This is a genomic window from Pantoea sp. JV6, from assembly GCF_025910055.1.
GTDB classification, from domain to species: domain Bacteria; phylum Pseudomonadota; class Gammaproteobacteria; order Enterobacterales; family Enterobacteriaceae; genus Pantoea; species Pantoea agglomerans.
In genome coordinates this window covers 191,037-208,737 of record NZ_JAPCIM010000020.1, presented here as the reverse complement: position 1 = coordinate 208,737, position 17,701 = coordinate 191,037, and the positions used below count along the sequence as shown (strand labels likewise).

The 17,701-nt window shown below is 57.5% G+C and carries 18 protein-coding genes; 5 read left to right on the top strand and 13 right to left on the bottom strand.

All coding sequences use genetic code 11. From position 1 onward, the window contains the following. The first annotated feature begins 164 nt into the window (after positions 1-164). From nirB to cysG, 3 genes are read left to right on the top strand one after another with little or no spacing between them, the layout of a single operon-like run. Positions 165-2,705: a nitrite reductase large subunit NirB gene (nirB, locus tag OK412_RS19440; protein WP_264353461.1), complete on the top strand. Its 2,541-nt coding sequence runs from the start codon at positions 165-167 to the stop codon at positions 2,703-2,705. After that, complete coding sequence (gene nirD / locus OK412_RS19435) at positions 2,702-3,028, top strand: nitrite reductase small subunit NirD (protein WP_159227114.1); 327 nt, start codon at positions 2,702-2,704, stop codon at positions 3,026-3,028. The genes nirB and nirD overlap by 4 nt, the downstream gene beginning before the upstream one ends. Positions 3,029-3,073: 45 nt before the next feature. After that, complete coding sequence (gene cysG, locus OK412_RS19430; RefSeq protein WP_264353460.1) at positions 3,074-4,438, top strand: siroheme synthase CysG; 1,365 nt, start codon at positions 3,074-3,076, stop codon at positions 4,436-4,438. A 58-nt stretch (positions 4,439-4,496) separates the two neighbouring features. Here the strand turns inward: cysG and trpS are convergent, their stop codons facing one another. From trpS to aroK, 7 genes are all read right to left on the bottom strand, one after another. Then, the gene (trpS, locus tag OK412_RS19425) at positions 4,497-5,498 is read right to left on the bottom strand and encodes a tryptophan--tRNA ligase (RefSeq protein WP_010253111.1); all 1,002 of its coding nucleotides are present in this window, start codon (positions 5,496-5,498) and stop codon (positions 4,497-4,499) included. Between the two features lie 16 nt (positions 5,499-5,514). Then, entirely contained in the window at positions 5,515-6,192 is a 678-nt protein-coding gene (locus tag OK412_RS19420) for a phosphoglycolate phosphatase (protein WP_050680353.1), read from the bottom strand. Then, positions 6,176-6,859 (bottom strand): ribulose-phosphate 3-epimerase, encoded by a 684-nt coding sequence (rpe, locus tag OK412_RS19415; RefSeq protein WP_010253116.1) that lies wholly within the window; start codon positions 6,857-6,859, stop codon positions 6,176-6,178. Before rpe ends, OK412_RS19420 begins: the two co-directional genes overlap by 17 nt. 67 nt (positions 6,860-6,926) lie before the next feature. Continuing rightward, on the bottom strand, positions 6,927-7,742 hold the full coding sequence (dam, locus tag OK412_RS19410; protein WP_022624047.1) for an adenine-specific DNA-methyltransferase: 816 nt from the start codon (positions 7,740-7,742) through the stop codon (positions 6,927-6,929). Positions 7,743-7,835: 93 nt separating this feature from the next. Then, complete coding sequence (locus OK412_RS19405) at positions 7,836-8,888, bottom strand: SPOR domain-containing protein (RefSeq protein WP_022624046.1); 1,053 nt, start codon at positions 8,886-8,888, stop codon at positions 7,836-7,838. Between the two features lie 72 nt (positions 8,889-8,960). Next, positions 8,961-10,049, bottom strand: a complete 1,089-nt coding sequence (aroB, locus tag OK412_RS19400; RefSeq protein ID WP_187495012.1) for a 3-dehydroquinate synthase — start codon at positions 10,047-10,049, stop codon at positions 8,961-8,963. A 38-nt stretch (positions 10,050-10,087) separates the two neighbouring features. Beyond that, on the bottom strand, positions 10,088-10,609 hold the full coding sequence (aroK, locus tag OK412_RS19395) for a shikimate kinase AroK (protein WP_003852989.1): 522 nt from the start codon (positions 10,607-10,609) through the stop codon (positions 10,088-10,090). A 97-nt stretch (positions 10,610-10,706) separates the two neighbouring features. Between aroK and OK412_RS19390 the strand changes: the two genes are divergently transcribed. Then, positions 10,707-10,880: a hypothetical protein gene (locus tag OK412_RS19390; RefSeq protein ID WP_223265993.1), complete on the top strand. Its 174-nt coding sequence runs from the start codon at positions 10,707-10,709 to the stop codon at positions 10,878-10,880. 91 nt (positions 10,881-10,971) lie between these two features. Here the strand turns inward: OK412_RS19390 and hofQ are convergent, their stop codons facing one another. Genes hofQ through pilM form a run of 5 tightly spaced genes read right to left on the bottom strand, consistent with a single transcriptional unit; the run spans position 10,972 to position 14,390 of the window. Next, a complete protein-coding gene (gene hofQ / locus OK412_RS19385; RefSeq protein ID WP_264353459.1) occupies positions 10,972-12,243 on the bottom strand; it encodes a DNA uptake porin HofQ in 1,272 nt (423 codons plus the stop codon). Then, positions 12,182-12,565 carry a HofP DNA utilization family protein gene (locus OK412_RS19380; RefSeq protein ID WP_264353458.1) on the bottom strand — a complete coding sequence of 128 codons (384 nt, stop codon included), beginning with the start codon at positions 12,563-12,565 and terminating at the stop codon, positions 12,182-12,184. Before OK412_RS19380 ends, hofQ begins: the two co-directional genes overlap by 62 nt. Next, positions 12,555-13,049 (bottom strand): hypothetical protein, encoded by a 495-nt coding sequence (locus OK412_RS19375; protein ID WP_264353457.1) that lies wholly within the window; start codon positions 13,047-13,049, stop codon positions 12,555-12,557. The genes OK412_RS19380 and OK412_RS19375 overlap by 11 nt, the downstream gene beginning before the upstream one ends. Further along, positions 13,042-13,584 carry a PilN domain-containing protein gene (locus OK412_RS19370; RefSeq protein WP_264353456.1) on the bottom strand — a complete coding sequence of 181 codons (543 nt, stop codon included), beginning with the start codon at positions 13,582-13,584 and terminating at the stop codon, positions 13,042-13,044. The genes OK412_RS19375 and OK412_RS19370 overlap by 8 nt, the downstream gene beginning before the upstream one ends. Then, a complete protein-coding gene (pilM, locus tag OK412_RS19365; RefSeq protein ID WP_264353455.1) occupies positions 13,584-14,390 on the bottom strand; it encodes a type IV pilus biogenesis protein PilM in 807 nt (268 codons plus the stop codon). Before pilM ends, OK412_RS19370 begins: the two co-directional genes overlap by 1 nt. Positions 14,391-14,506: 116 nt before the next feature. On the opposite strand from pilM, the gene mrcA reads away from it, so the two are divergent. Next, positions 14,507-17,056, top strand: coding sequence for a peptidoglycan glycosyltransferase/peptidoglycan DD-transpeptidase MrcA (mrcA, locus tag OK412_RS19360; protein WP_264353454.1), 2,550 nt, complete (start codon positions 14,507-14,509; stop codon positions 17,054-17,056). Positions 17,057-17,128: 72 nt separating this feature from the next. Here the strand turns inward: mrcA and nudE are convergent, their stop codons facing one another. After that, a complete protein-coding gene (gene nudE / locus OK412_RS19355; RefSeq protein WP_010253151.1) occupies positions 17,129-17,692 on the bottom strand; it encodes an ADP compounds hydrolase NudE in 564 nt (187 codons plus the stop codon). Positions 17,693-17,701: the final 9 nt, after the last annotated feature.

Genomic DNA, 17,701 nt, shown 5'->3' with positions numbered 1-17,701 from the left:
CGCCGCAAGCCCGAATAATCAGCGGGTTATCCGCACCAGAAAAAATTATTTCAAATCAACCATATACCTCTTAATGGGTATATGGCGTCGTGGTTGATGTATATCAATAAGTGCCAGAAACGGCGCGCTATTGTAGCCGCAGATATCGCAAATTTGAGGCAAAAATGAGCAAGCACAATGTCGTCGTTATCGGTAACGGCATGGTCGGCCACCGCTTCATAGAAGAATTACTAGAGAAAGCGGAACCTGACCAGTTTTCGCTGACCGTCTTTTGTGAAGAACCCCGTGTCGCCTATGATCGTGTCCACCTGTCCGCCTACTTTTCCCATCACACCGCTGAAGAATTGTCGCTGGTTCGTGAAGGCTATTACGACAAACATCAGGTCAATCTGCTGCTGGGTGAACGCGCCATCACCATTAACCGTGATGAGAAGCTCATCCACTCCAGTACCGGTCGCGCGGTGCATTACGATACGCTGATTTTTGCCACCGGCTCTTATCCGTGGATCCCGCCAATTAACGGTGCCGAAGGCAGCGACTGCTTTGTCTATCGCACCATCGAAGATCTCAACGCCATCGAAGCCTGTTCGCGCCGCAGCAAACGCGGCGCGGTGATTGGCGGCGGCCTGCTGGGGCTGGAAGCGGCGGGCGCACTGAAAAATCTGGGCATTGAAACCCACGTTATTGAATTTGCGCCGGTGCTGATGGCGGAGCAGTTAGATCAGCAAGGCGGTGAGCAGCTACGTCGCAAGATTGAGCAGATGGGCGTGCGGGTCCACACCGGTAAAAACACCCAACAGATTGTGCATCACGAGCACGGCGGCAAAACGCTGCAGTTTGCTGATGGCAGCGCGCTGGAGGTCGATTTCATCGTCTTCTCCACCGGCATTCGCCCGCAGGACAAACTGGCGAAACAGTGTGGATTAGCACTGGGGCCGCGCGGCGGCATCGCCATTGATGACCAGTGCCGGACCAGCGATCCCACCATCTACGCTATCGGTGAGTGCGCTGCCTGGCAGAATCGTGTCTATGGCCTGGTAGCGCCGGGTTACAAAATGGCCCAGGTCGCCAGCGACCATCTGCTGGGCCGCGACAATGCGTTTACCGGCGCGGACATGAGCGCCAAACTGAAGCTGCTGGGTGTTGATGTTGGCGGCATTGGCGATGCGCGCGGCACCACGCCAGGCGCTCGCAGCGTGGTCTGGCTGGATGAGAGCAAATCGATCTACAAGCGCCTGATTATCAGCGAAGATCAGAAAACCCTGCTGGGTGCCGTCCTGGTGGGCGACACCAGCGACTATGGCAACCTTCTGCAGCTGGTGCTGAATGGTATTCCGCTGCCTGCTAATCCGGAAGCGCTGATTCTGCCAGCCGGCAGCGGGGATAAACCGGCCATCGGCGTCGATTCTCTGCCTGATACCGCACAAATCTGCTCCTGCTTTGACGTCAGTAAAGGCGACATCATTAAGGCGGTACAGGGTGGCTGTCATACCGTGGCAGCACTGAAAAGCAGCACCCGTGCCGGCACCGGTTGCGGCGGCTGTATCCCACTGATCACCCAGGTTCTCAACAGTGAACTCAGCCGTCAGGGCATTGAGGTCAATAACCATCTTTGCGCCCACTTCGCCTGGTCACGTCAGGAGCTTTATCACCTGATTCAGGTAGAGGAGATTAAAACCTTTGACGAACTGCTGGCCCGCTATGGTCAGGGTTACGGCTGTGAAGTGTGCAAGCCGGTGGTTGGCTCACTGCTCGCCTCCTGCTGGAATGAGTATGTGCTCAAACCCCAGCACGCGCCGTTACAGGACAGCAACGACCTCTATCTTGGCAACATCCAGAAAGATGGCACCTACTCGGTGATCCCGCGCTCGCCCGGCGGTGAAATCACGCCTCAGGGACTGAAAGTGATTGGCGAGATCGCCGAGCGCTATCAGCTCTACACCAAAATTACCGGCTCTCAGCGTATCGGTCTGTTTGGCGCGCAGAAAGACGATCTGCCCCCTATCTGGTCACAGCTGATCGACGCCGGATTTGAAACCGGCCAGGCCTACGCCAAGGCGCTGCGGATGGCGAAAACCTGCGTTGGCAGCGCCTGGTGCCGTTATGGCGTGGGTGACAGCCTCGGCTTCGGCGTGATGCTGGAGAACCGCTACAAAGGCATCCGTACGCCGCACAAGATGAAGTTTGGCGTCTCTGGCTGCACCCGTGAATGTGCAGAAGCACAGGGCAAAGATGTCGGCATTATCGCGACGGAAAAAGGGTGGAACCTCTACGTCTGCGGCAACGGCGGCATGAAGCCGCGCCATGGCGATCTGCTGGCGGCCGATCTCGATCAGCAGACGCTGATCACCTATCTCGACCGTTTCATGATGTTCTATATCCGCACCGCCGACAAACTGCAGCGCACCTCGCTGTGGCTGGAGAGTCTGGAAGGCGGCATCGACTATCTGCGTAAGGTGATTGTGGATGACAAACTTGGCCTCAACGGCCAGATGGAGCAGCAGCTGGCGGCGCTGCGCGCCAGCGTCAACTGTGAATGGAAAGCGACGCTGGAAGATAAGGATCACCTGACGCGCTTTGCCCACTTTATCAACTCGCCGCAACGCGATCCTGGCGTGCAGCGGGTCGCGGAGCGCGACCAGCACCGCCCGGCACGCGCCGATGAACGTATTGCCGTGACCCTGATTGAGGAGACCGAATCATGAGCCAGTGGAATCCGGTGTGTCCGCTGACGCAGATCCTGCCCGCTACGGGCGTCTGCGCGCTGGTCAAAGGCCAGCAGGTTGCAATCTTCCGTCCCCGCAACGATGAGCAGCTCTATGCCATCAGCAATATCGATCCGTTTGCCGATGCCAGCGTGCTGTCACGCGGCATTATTGCTGAACATCAGGATGCGCTCTGGGTTGCCAGCCCGCTGAAAAAGCAGCATTTCCGTCTTAGCGATGGCTACTGCATGGAGGATGAAACGCGCTCCGTGGCGGCCTGGCCGGTGCGGGTCAATGCCGGACAGGTTGAAGTCTGCCTGTAACTCCCGTCAACAGCCCGCCTCCGCGGGCTTTTTTAAGGACGTCTGATGGACTACTTCCCCTTATTCTGCCGCCTGCAGGGCCGACGCTGCCTGCTGGTCGGCGCAGGTGACGTGGCTGAGCGGAAAGCCCGCCTGCTGCTGGAGGCCGGCGCCGAACTACTGGTCGGTGCCCTTGATTTCTCCCCCGCCTTCCGGCAATGGGCGCAGCAGGAAACCATCACGCTGCTGCCAGGGGCGTTTGATCCGCACTGGCTGGCCGGCTGCTGGCTGGTGGTCGCCGCAACCAGCGACGATGCGGTCAATCAGCAGGTGGCTGAAGCCGCCGAAAAACAGCAGATCTTCTGCAATCTGGTGGATGCGCCGCAGCAGGCCAGCGCCATTATGCCGTCGATCATCGATCGTTCCCCGCTGATGGTCGCCGTCTCTTCCGGTGGACGCGCGCCGGTACTGGCGCGCCTGTTGCGGGAGAAGCTGGAGGCGATGCTGCCGCAACACCTTGGCCAGCTGGCTCAGCTGGCAGGCACTCTGCGCGCGCGGGTGAAACAACAATTCAGCTCTGTCAGTGCCCGCCGCCACTTCTGGGAACGCTTCTTTAACAGCGAGCGGCTGGCCCAGACGCTGGCCAACGGCGACAGTGAACGCGCGGAGCAGATTACCGACCAGCTCTTTAACGCTGACCTTCGCCAACAGGGTGAAGTGGCGCTGGTCGGTGCCGGTCCGGGTGATGCCGGATTACTGACTCTGAAAGGCTTACAGCTGATCCAGCAGGCAGATGTCATCGTCTATGACCGGCTGGTTTCCGATGAGATCCTGAATCTGGTGCGCCGCGATGCCGAGCGCATTTTTGTCGGGAAACGCGCCGGACATCACTGCGTGCCGCAGGATGAGATCAACCAGTTGCTCTGCGAACAGGCGCAGCGGGGAAAACGCGTAGTGCGGCTGAAAGGCGGCGATCCCTTTATCTTTGGTCGCGGCGGTGAAGAGCTGGAAGCGCTGGCGCAGCGGCAGATTCCGTTCAGCGTGGTGCCGGGGATCACCGCCGCATCGGGCTGTGCGGCTTACAGCGGTATTCCCCTGACCCACCGCGATCATGCGCAGAGCGTCAGACTGGTTACCGGGCATCTGCAGAAAGAGGGCACGCTCGCCTGGCAGACGCTGGCGGCGGAACAGCAGACGCTGGTCTTTTATATGGGGCTCACGCAGGCCGGAGAAATTCAGCAGCAGTTGATAAAGCACGGTATGCGCAGCGATATGCCGGTGGCGCTGGTGGAAAACGGCACCACTACGCGTCAACACGTGGTCACCGGGACACTGAGCGAGCTGGAGGCGTTAGCCGGTCAGGTGACCAGTCCCAGCCTGATGATCATCGGCAGCGTGGTAAGTCTGCGTGACAGTCTGCGCTGGTTTTGAGTCCGGCAAATAAAAACGGCGGGCACAATGCCCGCCGTCCTGGTTGTCTGCTCAGCCATTACGGCATCGCGACAAAGCCTACCGCCTGATACACCTTTTTCAGCGTTTCCTGCGCCTGTGCGCGTGCTTTGGCCGCGCCATCACGCATCACCTGCTCCAGCAGTGCTTCATCGTTGCGGAAGCTGTGATAACGCTCCTGCAGCTCAGAGAGCATACCCGACACGGCATCGGCTACTGCGCCTTTCAGGTGGCCATACATCTTGCCTTCGAACTCCTGCTCCAGCTCGGCGATGGTTTTACCGGTCACGCCCGACAGAATATCCAGCAGGTTAGAGACGCCCGCTTTCTCTTTGATGTCGTAGCGCACCACTGGCGGCTCTTCAGAATCGGTGACGGCGCGTTTAATCTTCTTCACGACCGCTTTCGGATCTTCCAGCAGGCCGATCACGTTATTGCGGTTATCGTCAGACTTGGACATCTTCTTCGTCGGTTCCAGCAGCGACATCACGCGCGCGCCAGACTTCGGAATCAACGGCTCTGGTACTTTGAAGATATCGCCATAAATCGCATTGAAGCGATGCGCGATATCGCGGCTCAGCTCCAGATGCTGCTTCTGATCTTCACCCACCGGCACCTGATGGGTCTGATAGAGCAGAATGTCAGCCGCCATCAGCACCGGATAGTCGAACAGACCGGCGTTAATGTTCTCTTCGTAACGCGCTGATTTATCCTTGAACTGCGTCATGCGGCTCAGTTCACCGAAGTAGGCGTAGCAATTCAGGATCCAGCTCAGCTGCGTGTGCTCTGGCACATGCGACTGAACGAAGATGGTGCTTTTTTGCGGGTCTATACCACAGGCCAGATAGAGCGCCAGCGTGTCCAGCGTCGCTTTACGCAGTGCAACAGGATCCTGACGCACGGTGATAGCGTGCAGATCAACGATGCAATAAATGCAGTGGAAATCATCCTGCATCTGCACCCACTGACGCAGCGCTCCCATATAGTTGCCAATGGTCAGTTCGCCGGACGGCTGTGCGCCGCTGAAAACGATGGGTTTCATACTTATGTCCTGATATTTACAGCCCCAGAGCGGGCAAAAGTTCGTCGAAAGAGTCGAGGGTTAAATCGGGCTGGCTGGTGGCAATCGGCTCGCCATAGTTATAGCCAAAGGTCATGCCGATATTGGGTACGCCCGCCGCCTGTGCCGCCTGGATATCATTGCGTGAGTCGCCGACAAACAGCAACTGATTCGGCAACACACCAAAGGTGCCCAGCACCATAAAAATTGCCGCAGGATGCGGTTTTTTAACCGGCACATCGTCGCCACCGATAATCAGCGAAAACGCATCAGCAATGCCAAGCGACTCCAGCAGCGGTGCTACAAACGGCGTCGGCTTGTTGGTGACTATCGCCATCGGCAGCCCGGCAGCCTTTAATGCGGCCAGCGTCTGCTTTACCTGTGGAAACAGCGTACTGCCCGCATCCACGGTATCGGCATAATGCCGGTCAAACAGTGCCCGCGCATCACGCTGCTCTTCCGGCTGCGGCTCACGGCCCAGCGCGAAGGTCAGCGCGCGGGCCATCATGATATCCGCGCCGTTGCCAATCCAGGTTGAGACACGCTCAAGGCCCGCCTGCGGCAGACGGAGATCGTTCAGCGTGCGGTCAATCGCATCGGCCAGGCCGGGTGCGCTATCCACCAGTGTCCCATCAAGATCAAACGCCAGCGCACGAATATCAGTGAAATGAGCCATTGGCCTTCTCCAGTTCGTTGCGCATATCATCGATCACTTTTTTATAGTCAGGGTGACCGAAGATCGCGGAACCGGCGACAAACATGTCGGCACCGGCGGCAGCGATCTGGCCAATGTTGTCGATCTTCACGCCGCCATCCACTTCAAGGCGAATGCTGTAACCGCTCTGATCGATACGCCTGCGCGCTTCACGCAGTTTATCCAGTGTGCCAGGAATAAATGACTGACCGCCAAAGCCAGGGTTCACTGACATCAGCAGAATGATATCCAGCTTATCCATGACGTAATCGAGGTAGCTCAGCGGGGTCGCCGGGTTAAACACCAGACCCGCTTTGCAGCCATGCTCTTTGATGATTTGCAGGGTGCGGTCAACGTGTTCGCTGGCTTCGGGATGAAAGGTGATGTAGGTGGCACCCGCTTTGGCGAAATCAGGGATTAGCGCATCTACCGGCTTCACCATCAGATGCACATCGATGGGGGCAGTGATGCCATAGTCGCGCAGTGCTTTCAGCACCATCGGACCCATGGTCAGATTAGGCACGTAGTGGTTGTCCATCACGTCGAAGTGAACCACGTCACCTCCGGCCGCCAGCGCTTTGGCTGTGTCTTCGCCCAGGCGAGCAAAGTCCGCCGAAAGGATTGAAGGGGCCAGCAAATATTGTTTCATCCGATTCTCCCACTGTTGTGCGCCAGCACGCAGGCTGGCGTAATGCGTTGGTCGCGGACGAAACAGACTAGCTATAAAGTGCCAGCAGTTCGTCGACCTTGGTGCGACCCGTTATGCTTCGGCTGATAGAACGCCGGGCTTTGACCACATGTAACTCTGCATCCTGATACCATAAACGCGTCAGTGCAGTGTCGTGGTTAGAAATCAGTACCGGTATCCGGTTCTCCGACGAAGCCAGCTTTGCCGCTAACGCCGCCAGGTTCTCCTGCTCACGCAGGCTGAAGCTGTTGGTGTGATAAGCCGTGAAATTGGCCGTTGCCGACAGCGGCGCATAAGGCGGATCGCAATAGACTACCGAGCCTTTACCGGCATTGGTCAGGGTAACATCGTACGATTCACAGACAAACGTCGCTTTTTGCGCACGCTCGGCAAACCATAACAGTTCTGCTTCAGGAAAGTAGGGTTTGCGATAGCGGCCAAACGGCACGTTGAACTCGCCACGCAGGTTATAGCGACAGAGGCCGTTGTAACAGTGACGGTTCAGATAGAGGAACAACAGCGCGCGCAGGTAGGCGTCGGTGCTGGTGTTAAATTCGGTGCGACGCTGGTAATAACAGATCTCGTTGTTACTTTCCGGCGTAAACAGCAGCTGCGCGTCACGGATGAAATCCGCCGTGCGCGTTTTAACAATGTTATAGAGATTAATCAGGTCACTGTTGATATCAGCCAGATGGTAGCGATCAAATTCAGTGTTCAGAAACACCGAACCCGCGCCAACAAAGGGTTCTACCAGACAGTCGCCTTGCGGCAGATGGCGATGGATCTCTTCTACTAAGGGAAATTTTCCCCCTGCCCATTTCAGGAAAGCGCGATTTTTTTTCATGCTGTCGTGGTTATTACATCTTATTGTGAGGCTGTGGCTGGACCGACAGCAGATCTGCGCTTAAAACGGGGCCAGAAACTGGCCCCACATCCGCTATTGGCTGGCTTCTTTCTTCACCTGGCTTACTGGTTTAACCCACGGGTTCTTCGCACGCACTTCGGCAGGCAGTGAGGCTACCGCGCGTTTGGCATCAGCCGGTGTGGCATAGGAACCACTCACCAGCACGTACCACGACTGACCGTTACGGGTGGTTTTGTAGACGTGATACCCACTCAGATTCTGCTGCTTAGCCCAGGCATTCAGGCTTTCCGCCTTCGATGCACCGCTCAGCTGCAGGGTATAGCTGCCGCCTGGTAATGATTTGCTGGCTGAACTGCTGCCTGCCGCCGCAGTGGCCGGAGCAGAAGGGGCTGGCGTACGTGCTGGCGTGGTATGTGTTTTGCTGTCACGGGTTGCAGGCTTCGAAGCAGTTTTATGCGATGAATCGTGCGCCGGACGGGCAGAAGCGTTTGATTTGTTTGGCGTCTGACGGCCTGCAGGGGCCGTAACCGGATTCGCAGCCGTTCCGGCATTGCCGCTGACCGTGGCAGGGGCTGTTGGCAGTGAACTGCCACCCTGCGTGCCCATCGCGGCACTGTCGACCTGCTGCTGCTGATTACTCAGCGCGCTGTTCAGATCGCCCGGCAGCGTGACACGCTGCTGATTTGCTGGCGTCTCAACAGGGGCGGCCTGCGTAGGCGTTGAAGCCACAGGCGGCATTGAGACGTCGCGCTGCGGGTCAGACGCAGCATTACCGCTGGTAGCCGCGTTATTTTCGCTGGTAGCTGGCGTGGTCTGCCCGCCGGTTGGCGTCGTCTGTCCACCTGACATGGAAGAGGAGCCGGCCAGGTCGATATTCTTCTCACTGCCGGAACCGCCGCCAGCGGCAGGCGTGTTGCCCGCAGTCGCAGGTTTTTTCTCATCCGGGCCATTCAGCGCCGAACCAATACCCAGTACCAGTAACAGCAGAACCAGGATCCCGACACCCATCATGATGCGCTGGCGCGAAACCGGTATTTTGGCTGCGGGAGACGACTTACGAGGGCGCGAGGGACGGCGATCGCTGGCGTCAGGTTTTAACTCATCTTCCGGTTTAAACTCATCCATTTTGCCTCCTCCGTAAAGCGGCATTCCGCACTGCGCACCCTGCGCGCCGCGTCACCACTCAACTGCTTAATCTCAGGATTGCTGACAATCATTAATTGCAGCCAGCACCATATCATGTGCCACGCCACCACGCACTTCAGAGCGGCCAATCGATAGCGGGAGTACCAGCCGCAATTCGCCCGCCAGAACTTTCTTATCGCGCATCATGTGCGGCAGATACATCTCCGCACTCATCGCCTCCGGCCCATTTACCGGCAAACCGGCACGCAGGAACAGAGCAATAATGCGGTCCGTCTCCTGTGCCTGGAACTGCCCCAGGCGTTCAGCCGTGCGTGCCGCCATCACCATGCCCGCTGCAATCGCTTCACCGTGCAGCCAGTTGCCATAGCCCATGTGTGCTTCAATCGCATGACCAAAAGTATGGCCCAGATTCAGCAACGCCCGCTGACCGTTTTCACGTTCATCGGCGGCCACGACTTCGGCTTTCAGTTCACAGCAGCGACGAATGCAGTACGCCAGCGCCTGTTCATCCAGCGCCAGCAGGGCATCAAGATTCTGCTCCAGCCACTGGAAAAACGCACCGTCGAGGATGATGCCGTACTTAATCACTTCCGCCAGACCCGACGCCAGTTCGCGCGCGGGCAACGTCTGCAGACAGGCAGTATCAATCACCACCGACGCGGGTTGATAAAACGCGCCGATCATGTTTTTGCCCAGCGGATGGTTAACGGCCGTTTTGCCGCCAACCGAAGAGTCGACCTGCGACAGTAAGGTGGTCGGTACCTGAATAAAGCGTACGCCACGCTGATAACTGGCCGCAGCAAAACCGGTAAGATCGCCAATGACGCCGCCGCCTAAGGCGATAAGCGTCGTATCACGACCGTGCGGCTTTTGCAGGAGCGCGGTAAAAACCTGATCCATCACGGCCAGCGTCTTATATTGCTCGCCGTCGGGTAAGATCACCTGATCCACTTTTACACCTGCCGCCGTCAGCAGCGCCGTCAGCTGGTCAAGATAAAGCGGAGCCAGCGTCTGGTTTGTCACCACCATGGCGTTTTCGCCCGCGGTTAGCGGCCAAAAAGAAGCCGGATCGTTAAACAGTCCGGCAGCGATAGTGATGGGGTAACTGCGTTCCCCCAGTGAGACGGTGATCTTCTCCATGATGCCCGATACCTGTTAAGGAGCCTTCGAACGTTGGATCAACTTTTTTCCAACATGTGGATAATCTGATTCGCCACCACTTTCGCACTCTGATCATCTGTGCGAATGGTTACATCGGCGATCTCTTCGTAGAGCGGGTTACGTTCGCCAGCCAGCGCTTCGAGCACTTCACGCGGCGGTGAATCCACCTGCAGCAACGGACGTTTTTTGTCACGTTGGGTGCGCGCCAGTTGCTTCTCGATGGTGGTTTCAAGATAAACCACAACACCGCGGGCGGAGAGACGATTACGCGTTTCCCGGGATTTGACGGAACCACCGCCTGTCGCCAGGACGATGCCTTGCTTCTCGGTCAGTTCGTTAATGATTTTTTCTTCGCGATCGCGAAAGCCAGCTTCGCCTTCGACATCAAAAACCCAGCCCACATCCGCTCCGGTGCGTCGCTCAATTTCCTGATCGGAATCGAAGAACTCCATGTTGAGTTGCTGAGCCAACTGACGGCCAATAGTGCTTTTGCCGGCACCCATCGGCCCAACCAGAAAGATATTGCGTTTCTCTGCCATTTTGTCGGTATTACTAAGAATTCGTTAATGATACCCCGCGTTCAGCATTTGCTGGCGGGACAGGAACTGAGACCTCATGAGCGTTAGCAAGAGTCAGATGAAAAATTATCTCAACACTCAAGGCTGTTTGGCAACCGATTATATTGCCTTCAGCACATCCATTTCTGAATTGGCCTGTGTTCGCGAAACTGTAACGCGCCAGCGCTGCGTCTTTACAACGCTGCGTACAGAGGAGTTTTCTGATCTGTTTGCCGGGATTTACCCAGCATAGACGGTTACACCGTATTGAAAATCGCTAAACCTTGTAAGCTAATTCCTCTCCTGCGTCAACGCAGATGGCCTTAAGGGACGCATTTTCCGTTTTATCCAGCCGTAAGCGCTGCTTCCCTGACCAATCGCGGCGTAATGAAGATCACCAACTCTCTTTTTTTGCGCTGATCAGATTGCTGGCGAAACAACCCGCCAATCAGCGGCACATTTCCCAGTAGCGGCACCTGATTCTGTCCGCGGGTGCGCTGCTGCTGAAAGATACCGCCTAACGCCAGTGTTTGCCCGTCACTGACCGTGACCTGGGTCTCAATTTCCTGTTTATCGATGGATAATATGTCGCTATCGCCGGTTCTGATGCTGCGACCCGGCATATTCTGACTGATATGGATCTTCAACTGGATGCGGCCATTGCCGGAAATCGTCGGTGTCACCTCCATACCCAGTACCGCTTCTTTAAACTCAATACTGGTGGCACCGCTGTTTCCTGCCGACACTTCATAAGGAATTTCTGTGCCCTGCTTAATCGAAGCGGTCTGCTGATGTGAGGTAAAGAGGCGCGGACTGGCGATGATTTCAATCTGGTTCTCCTGCTCCAGCGCACTTAACTCCAGATCCAGAAGCTGCCCTCCGATGCGCGCCAGCGCCATTCCCACGCTGATGCCGGGTGAACTCACCGCCAGCGGAACATCCAGCCGGGGATGATGCAGGATATCATTTACTGCGGCGTCCCCCGCCTGCAATCCCCACTTCACGCCCAGCTCCTGCAGATGCTCCTCGCTGATAGTGACGATGTGGGCTGACAGTTCAATCTGTTCCAGTGGCAGATCCAGCGCCCGTATCCAGCGCTCCGTCTCTTTTAAAGCCGCCGCACTATCGCGCAGTAACAATGCGTTGGTGCGTTTGTCGACCGTCACGCTACCGCGCGGTGTCATCAGCGACTGACGCTCACTCAGCAGGCTGGCATACACCTCGCTGGCGCTGGCATAACGCAATATCACAGCGCGCTGTTGCAAAGGAATCTGCTGCAACTGTAGCTGCTGCTCAGCCTCACGTGCCTGCTGCTGAGCCTGCTGCCAGCTTTCCGGATAGACCAGCAGGACATTATCCTGTTCAACCAGCGTCAGCTTTGCCATGCGCGCCACCAGGTTGAGCGCCTGATGCCAGGGCAGGTTATCTAGCCGCAGCGATAACGAACCTTCAACCTCTGGCGCAATCATCAGATTGATCTGCTGATAGTCAGCCAGCGCCTGCAAAATACGCTCTACCGGGGCGTTATCAAAAGTCAGGCTGAGAGGCTCCTCATCAGCGGCGTGAACCGGCAGCAGGCAGCTTAGTAGCAGCAGCAGTGTAGCTATCCTTATCATGCGATCGTCCTTTTAAATAAAATGCGGTCTGTTGTGCGTTGCAGCTATTCGGCACCGCTAAGGTGAGGCTGCGGCGGGTCATATCCGCCAGTTGCCAGGGTGCGAATGGAAATAGCTTGCCGGTGCGGGCCGTAATACTCTCTCCCTGCGGGGTCAGCAGCCAGGCATGGAAATGCGCCTCCCGGCCAATGATCCCCTGCAGACGCCAGCCGGTGAGCGGTTCCACTGACGCCTCACAGACGGAACCGGCTACAGGCCGGAACGGATCGCGCGCCAGCACGCCGCCACAGCACAACAGTAAAATCAGCAGACTATGGCGCATCGTCAGGTTCCAGCCAGAGTTGAGCCACCAGGTACTGCGGCTGCGCCAGCAGCTGGAAATGCACCGGAAACGGTGCGGAGGCCTGGGCCAGCTCGGCAAAAAGCGACTGGAACGCCGGCCACTGCAGATGCAGCGTCAGCATGCGTGAGGGGGCGTCCGGCTGCCACTCTTCCAGCTGGCTACGGCGTGCCGCCAGGATCTCTTCCACTGCACGGCCCGATGCAGATGCTGATCTCGCGATCTGCATCGACTGCAGCTGCGCCTGCAACTGTGTATTATCAGGGTTCTGACGCCACTGGTGCTGGCGCAGCTGCAGAGTGCGGATCAACTGCAACAGCGTCTGCTGTTCAGCAATGAGCGCCTGCTGCTGTGGCCGTAACCACAGGATCCAGGAGAGCAGCAGCAGACCGGATAAGAGCGCGGCGAGCAAGCCATAGCGCGCAATAGCGGCCATCTGCCACCAGCGCTCCCACCATTCACTCACTGTTCACATCCTGCATCTCTGCCCGCAGTGAAAACCGATAATGGCCATCAGCCTGACGCTTAACCCCGCCCTGCTTCACCAGACCAAACAGGGCCACAGTGGTTAATTGCTGGCGGAACTGTCGGACTGCCGCCATATCCTGCGCCCGCCCCTCCAGTGTCAGATGGTTGTCGCGCTTCTCCAGCCGGGTCAGCCAGGCGGTGTCGGGCAGCAACGCGGGTAAATCGAGCCAGAACTGCTGCCAGGCGGCCAGTTGTGCAGCCTGCTGGCGATGCTTTGCCTGCTGTTTATGCACGACCGCGAGCTGCTCCAGTAACTGCTTCTGTTGCGCTAACTGCTGCCCCATGCTTTCCAGCGCCTGCTGTTGCGTCCTGCTCGCCTGCGCCACCTGCTGACGCGTCTGCTGGATCCGCCAGGTTTGCTGCATCACCACCAGTAACAGGGCGCCAGTCGCCAGTGACAGCACGACCAGGCTCTGTCGCCGCTGCTGTTGCCGACGGCGCTGCCGCCAGGGCAGCAGATTAACCGCGACCATCACTCATCTCCGTCGCGCAGCGCCAGCCCGGCCGCCAGCGCAAAAGCGCCCGGATTCTCCGGCAAAGGTGGCTGCTTATAACGAAACAGATCAAAAGGGGAAAACGCGCTAACGTCTGCGGGCAACGGCGTCTGCTCTGCGGTACACCAGGCGACAGAACGCGCCCCGGGAAAGGCCTGCCGTTGCAGTGCCTCCAGCGTGGCGGCTTCGCCTGTGTCAGCAGCGGTGTGCGCATCGCTCCAGAGCCAGCGGTTATCCTGCTGCAGAACCAGTACCGCATCGTCCTGCAGCGCTGCCTGCCGGGCTAACCGCTTCAGCGCCTCGGTGGTCAGTTCGAACACCTGCGGCTTTAAACCCGCCTGCAACAGGGGTGCCGCCCACTGGTCGATAATCTCCAGCCGCGCTGCCGTGACGCAGAGCTGCCCGCTCTGCACACCCGGCCGGTAATCCAGCGCCAGCGCAGCGGGCTCCAGCGGAAAGAGACGGCGCGCGGCCGCCTGCACGTAGTGCCCCAGCGCGGGCTCATTCAGCGACTGCGCAGGCAGGGGAAGCTGGCGCTGCAGCACCAGCTGGGCTGGCAGTCCGACCCGCAGCGAATAACGGCGTGGCAACCGCTGACGCCAGGCCGTTAAGGCCGCCAGTAATTCAGGCGAAGATTGCAGCACGCCGTTTCTTAACGTATCTTGCGGCAGCCGCTGCTGCCACCAGTGGCGTAGCTGCCAGCCATCACGACGAGGCTGGAGGGCCAGGGCGCAAATCTGCCTATTCTGAATATCCAGCCCAATTTGCCAGGTATGAAAAGCCATACGCGCGATCTCCTTATCGTCCGGGAAAATGGACATATCAAAGCGTCTGGCTTGCCTTTATACTACCGCGCGGTTGTTTATAAACTGCTCAAACGACAACAGATGGGAAATTCCAGGTGAAGTTCGTAAAGTATTTATTGATCCTTACAGTGTGTTGCATCCTGTTGGGAGCTGGCTCGATTTATGGTTTATACAAATACATAGAGCCACAGCTGCCCGACGTAAACACGCTGAAAGATGTGCGTCTGCAAACCCCTATGCAGGTTTACAGCGCCGATGGCGATCTAATCGCCCAGTATGGCGAAATGCGCCGTATTCCTTTGACTCTGCAGCAAGTGCCACCTGTGATGGTGAAAGCGTTTATTGCGACCGAAGATAGCCGTTTTTATGAGCACCATGGTGTTGATCCGGTGGGTATTTTCCGTGCGGCCAGCGTTGCGCTGGTCTCCGGTCACGCCTCGCAGGGTGCCAGTACTATCACTCAGCAGCTGGCCCGTAACTTCTTCCTGAGTCCGGAACGCACCCTGATGCGTAAAATAAAGGAAGCGTTCCTGGCGATCCGCATTGAGCAGTTGCTGAACAAAGATGAAATACTTGAGCTCTACCTGAATAAGATCTACCTCGGCTACCGTGCTTATGGCGTTGGCGCAGCCTCACAGGTCTATTTTGGTAAGCCGGTTGACCAGCTGTCGCTGAGTGAGATGGCGATGATTGCCGGTCTGCCGAAAGCCCCTTCCACCTTTAACCCGCTTTACTCGCCGAGTCGTGCCCTGTCGCGCCGCAACGTGGTGCTGGCGCGTATGCTGGATCAGCATTACATCACGCAGCAGCAGTATGACGAGGCGCGTAATACGCCGCTGGTCGCGAAGTATCACGGTCCGGAAATCGCTTTCTCTGCCCCCTATCTCAGCGAGATGGTGCGTCAGGAGATGGTGAAACGCTACGGTGAGAATGCCTACACCGACGGTTACAAGGTCTACACCACCGTGACCCGTCGCCTGCAGGAAGCCGCGCAGACCTCAGTTCGCAATAACGTCATGGCCTACGATATGCGTCATGGCTATCGCGGCCCGACCAGCGTGCTGTGGAAAGTGGGTGAACCGGCCTGGGATCAGACGAAAATTGAGAAAGCGCTGAAGACGCTGCCGGTCTATGGTCCGCTCAATCCGGCAGTAGTAACGGAAGCGCGCAGCGATGAAGCGACGGTGATGCTGAAAGATGGCAGCAATGTGTCGCTGGCATTAGCGGGTGTGCGCTGGGCGCGTCCTTATAAGTCTGACACCGTGCAGGGCCCGACGCCGAAAAGCGTGACGCAGGTATTGCAGGCCGGCCAGCAGATCTGGGTGCGCAAAGTGGGTGATGAGTGGTGGCTGGGCCAGGTGCCGGATGTGAACTCGGCGCTGGTCTCGCTGGATCCGAATGATGGTGCGGTGCGCGCGCTGGTAGGCGGCTTTGCCTTTAACCAGAGCATGTTTAACCGTGCGACCCAGGCGCTGCGTCAGGTCGGCTCTAATATCAAGCCTTTCCTCTATACCGCCGCAATGGATCGCGGGCTGACGCTCGCCTCAATCCTTAACGATGTGCCGATTTCACGCTGGGATGCGGGTGCGGGTGCTGACTGGCGTCCCAAGAACTCCCCGCCAACTTACGATGGTCCGATTCGTCTGCGTCAGGGTTTAGGCCAGTCGAAAAACGTGGTGATGGTGCGTGCGATGCGTGCGATGGGCGTGGATTACGCCGCTGAGTATCTGCAGCGCTTTGGTTTCCCGGCTCAGAACATTGTTCACACCGAATCGCTGGCATTAGGTGCGGCCTCGTTTACCCCGTTACAGGTGGTGCGCGGCTACTCCGTGATGGCGAATGGCGGCTTCCTGGTCGATCCTTACTTCATCACCCGGATTGAGAACGAACAGGGCGGCCTCGTATTTGAAGAGAAACCGAAGATCGCCTGCCCGCAGTGCAATCTGCCGGTGATCTACGGCGAGACCAAAAAAGCGCTGGCCCTGAATGAAGAGAGCGTCGAGAACGTTGCAGCCTCAAATAACAATCAGAATCAGGCCGTTCCTCAGCCTGAACTGGAGCAGGTTCCCGCTCAGGCACAACAGGGTGAGCAGCAATATGCGCCGCACGTGATCAACACCCCGCTCACCTTCCTGATCAAGAGCGCGCTAAACACTAACATCTTTGGCGAACCGGGCTGGATGGGAACAGGCTGGCGTGCCGGGCGTGACCTTAAGCGTAATGATATCGGCGGTAAAACCGGTACCACTAACAGCTCGAAAGATGCCTGGTTCTCGGGTTACGGCCCTGGCGTGGTCACCTCAGTCTGGATCGGCTTTGATGATGCGCGCCGCAATCTGGGCCGCAGCACGCTCTCCGGCGCCATTCCCGATCAGATTTCGGGCTATGAAGGCGGTGCCAAGAGCGCGCAACCGGCATGGGATGAGTACATGAAGAGTGCGCTGGATGGTGTACCGGTGCAGCCGTTAACACCGCCGGATGGCGTGGTCACGGTGACGATCGATCGCAGCACCGGCAAGCTGGCAAATGGAGGGGGTAACACCCGTCAGGAGTACTTCATCAATGGCACCCAGCCAACCGAATATTCGGTTCATGATGTGGGTACCACCATTATGGATAACGGTGAAAGTCACGAGCTGTTCTGATGTGACCCACGAAACCGCACTGTAAAAAAGGCCGACGTCAGTCGGCCTTTTTTATTCAGTCACAGATGATATTCAGTAACTTAGCCGTCCCTGCTTCACCAGCCATTCGCGCGCCATAAACAGCGCACTGACATTACGTGCCTCGCGGAAATCGGGTTCATCCAGCAGCGACATCATATCGCTCAGCGGCCAGCGGTGGACAATCAGCGGCTCCGGCTCATCGCCTTCCAGCTTTTCAGCGTAGAGACCTTCCGCCACCACAATGTTCATTTTGCTGGAAAAGTAGGAGGGCGCCATGGTGAGTTTGCCCAGCGTTGTCAGCTGGTCAGCACCAAAACCGACCTCTTCTTTCAGTTCGCGAACTGCCGCTTCATTCACGGTTTCACCTGAATCGATCAGCCCCTTGGGGAAACCAAGCTCATAGGTTTCCAGTCCGACGGCATACTCCTGAATCAGGATCAGATGGTCATCAATAATCGGCACAATCATCACCGCTTCACGCTCTGAGGGCTTCATCCGCTCATAAACGCGATGCGCACCATTGCTGAAAGTCAGATCGACCGATTCAATGGTGAATAACCGTGAACGTGCCACGGCGGTGATATTGAGGATGTCAGGTTTTTTTGGAATTTTCATATCAGCCTC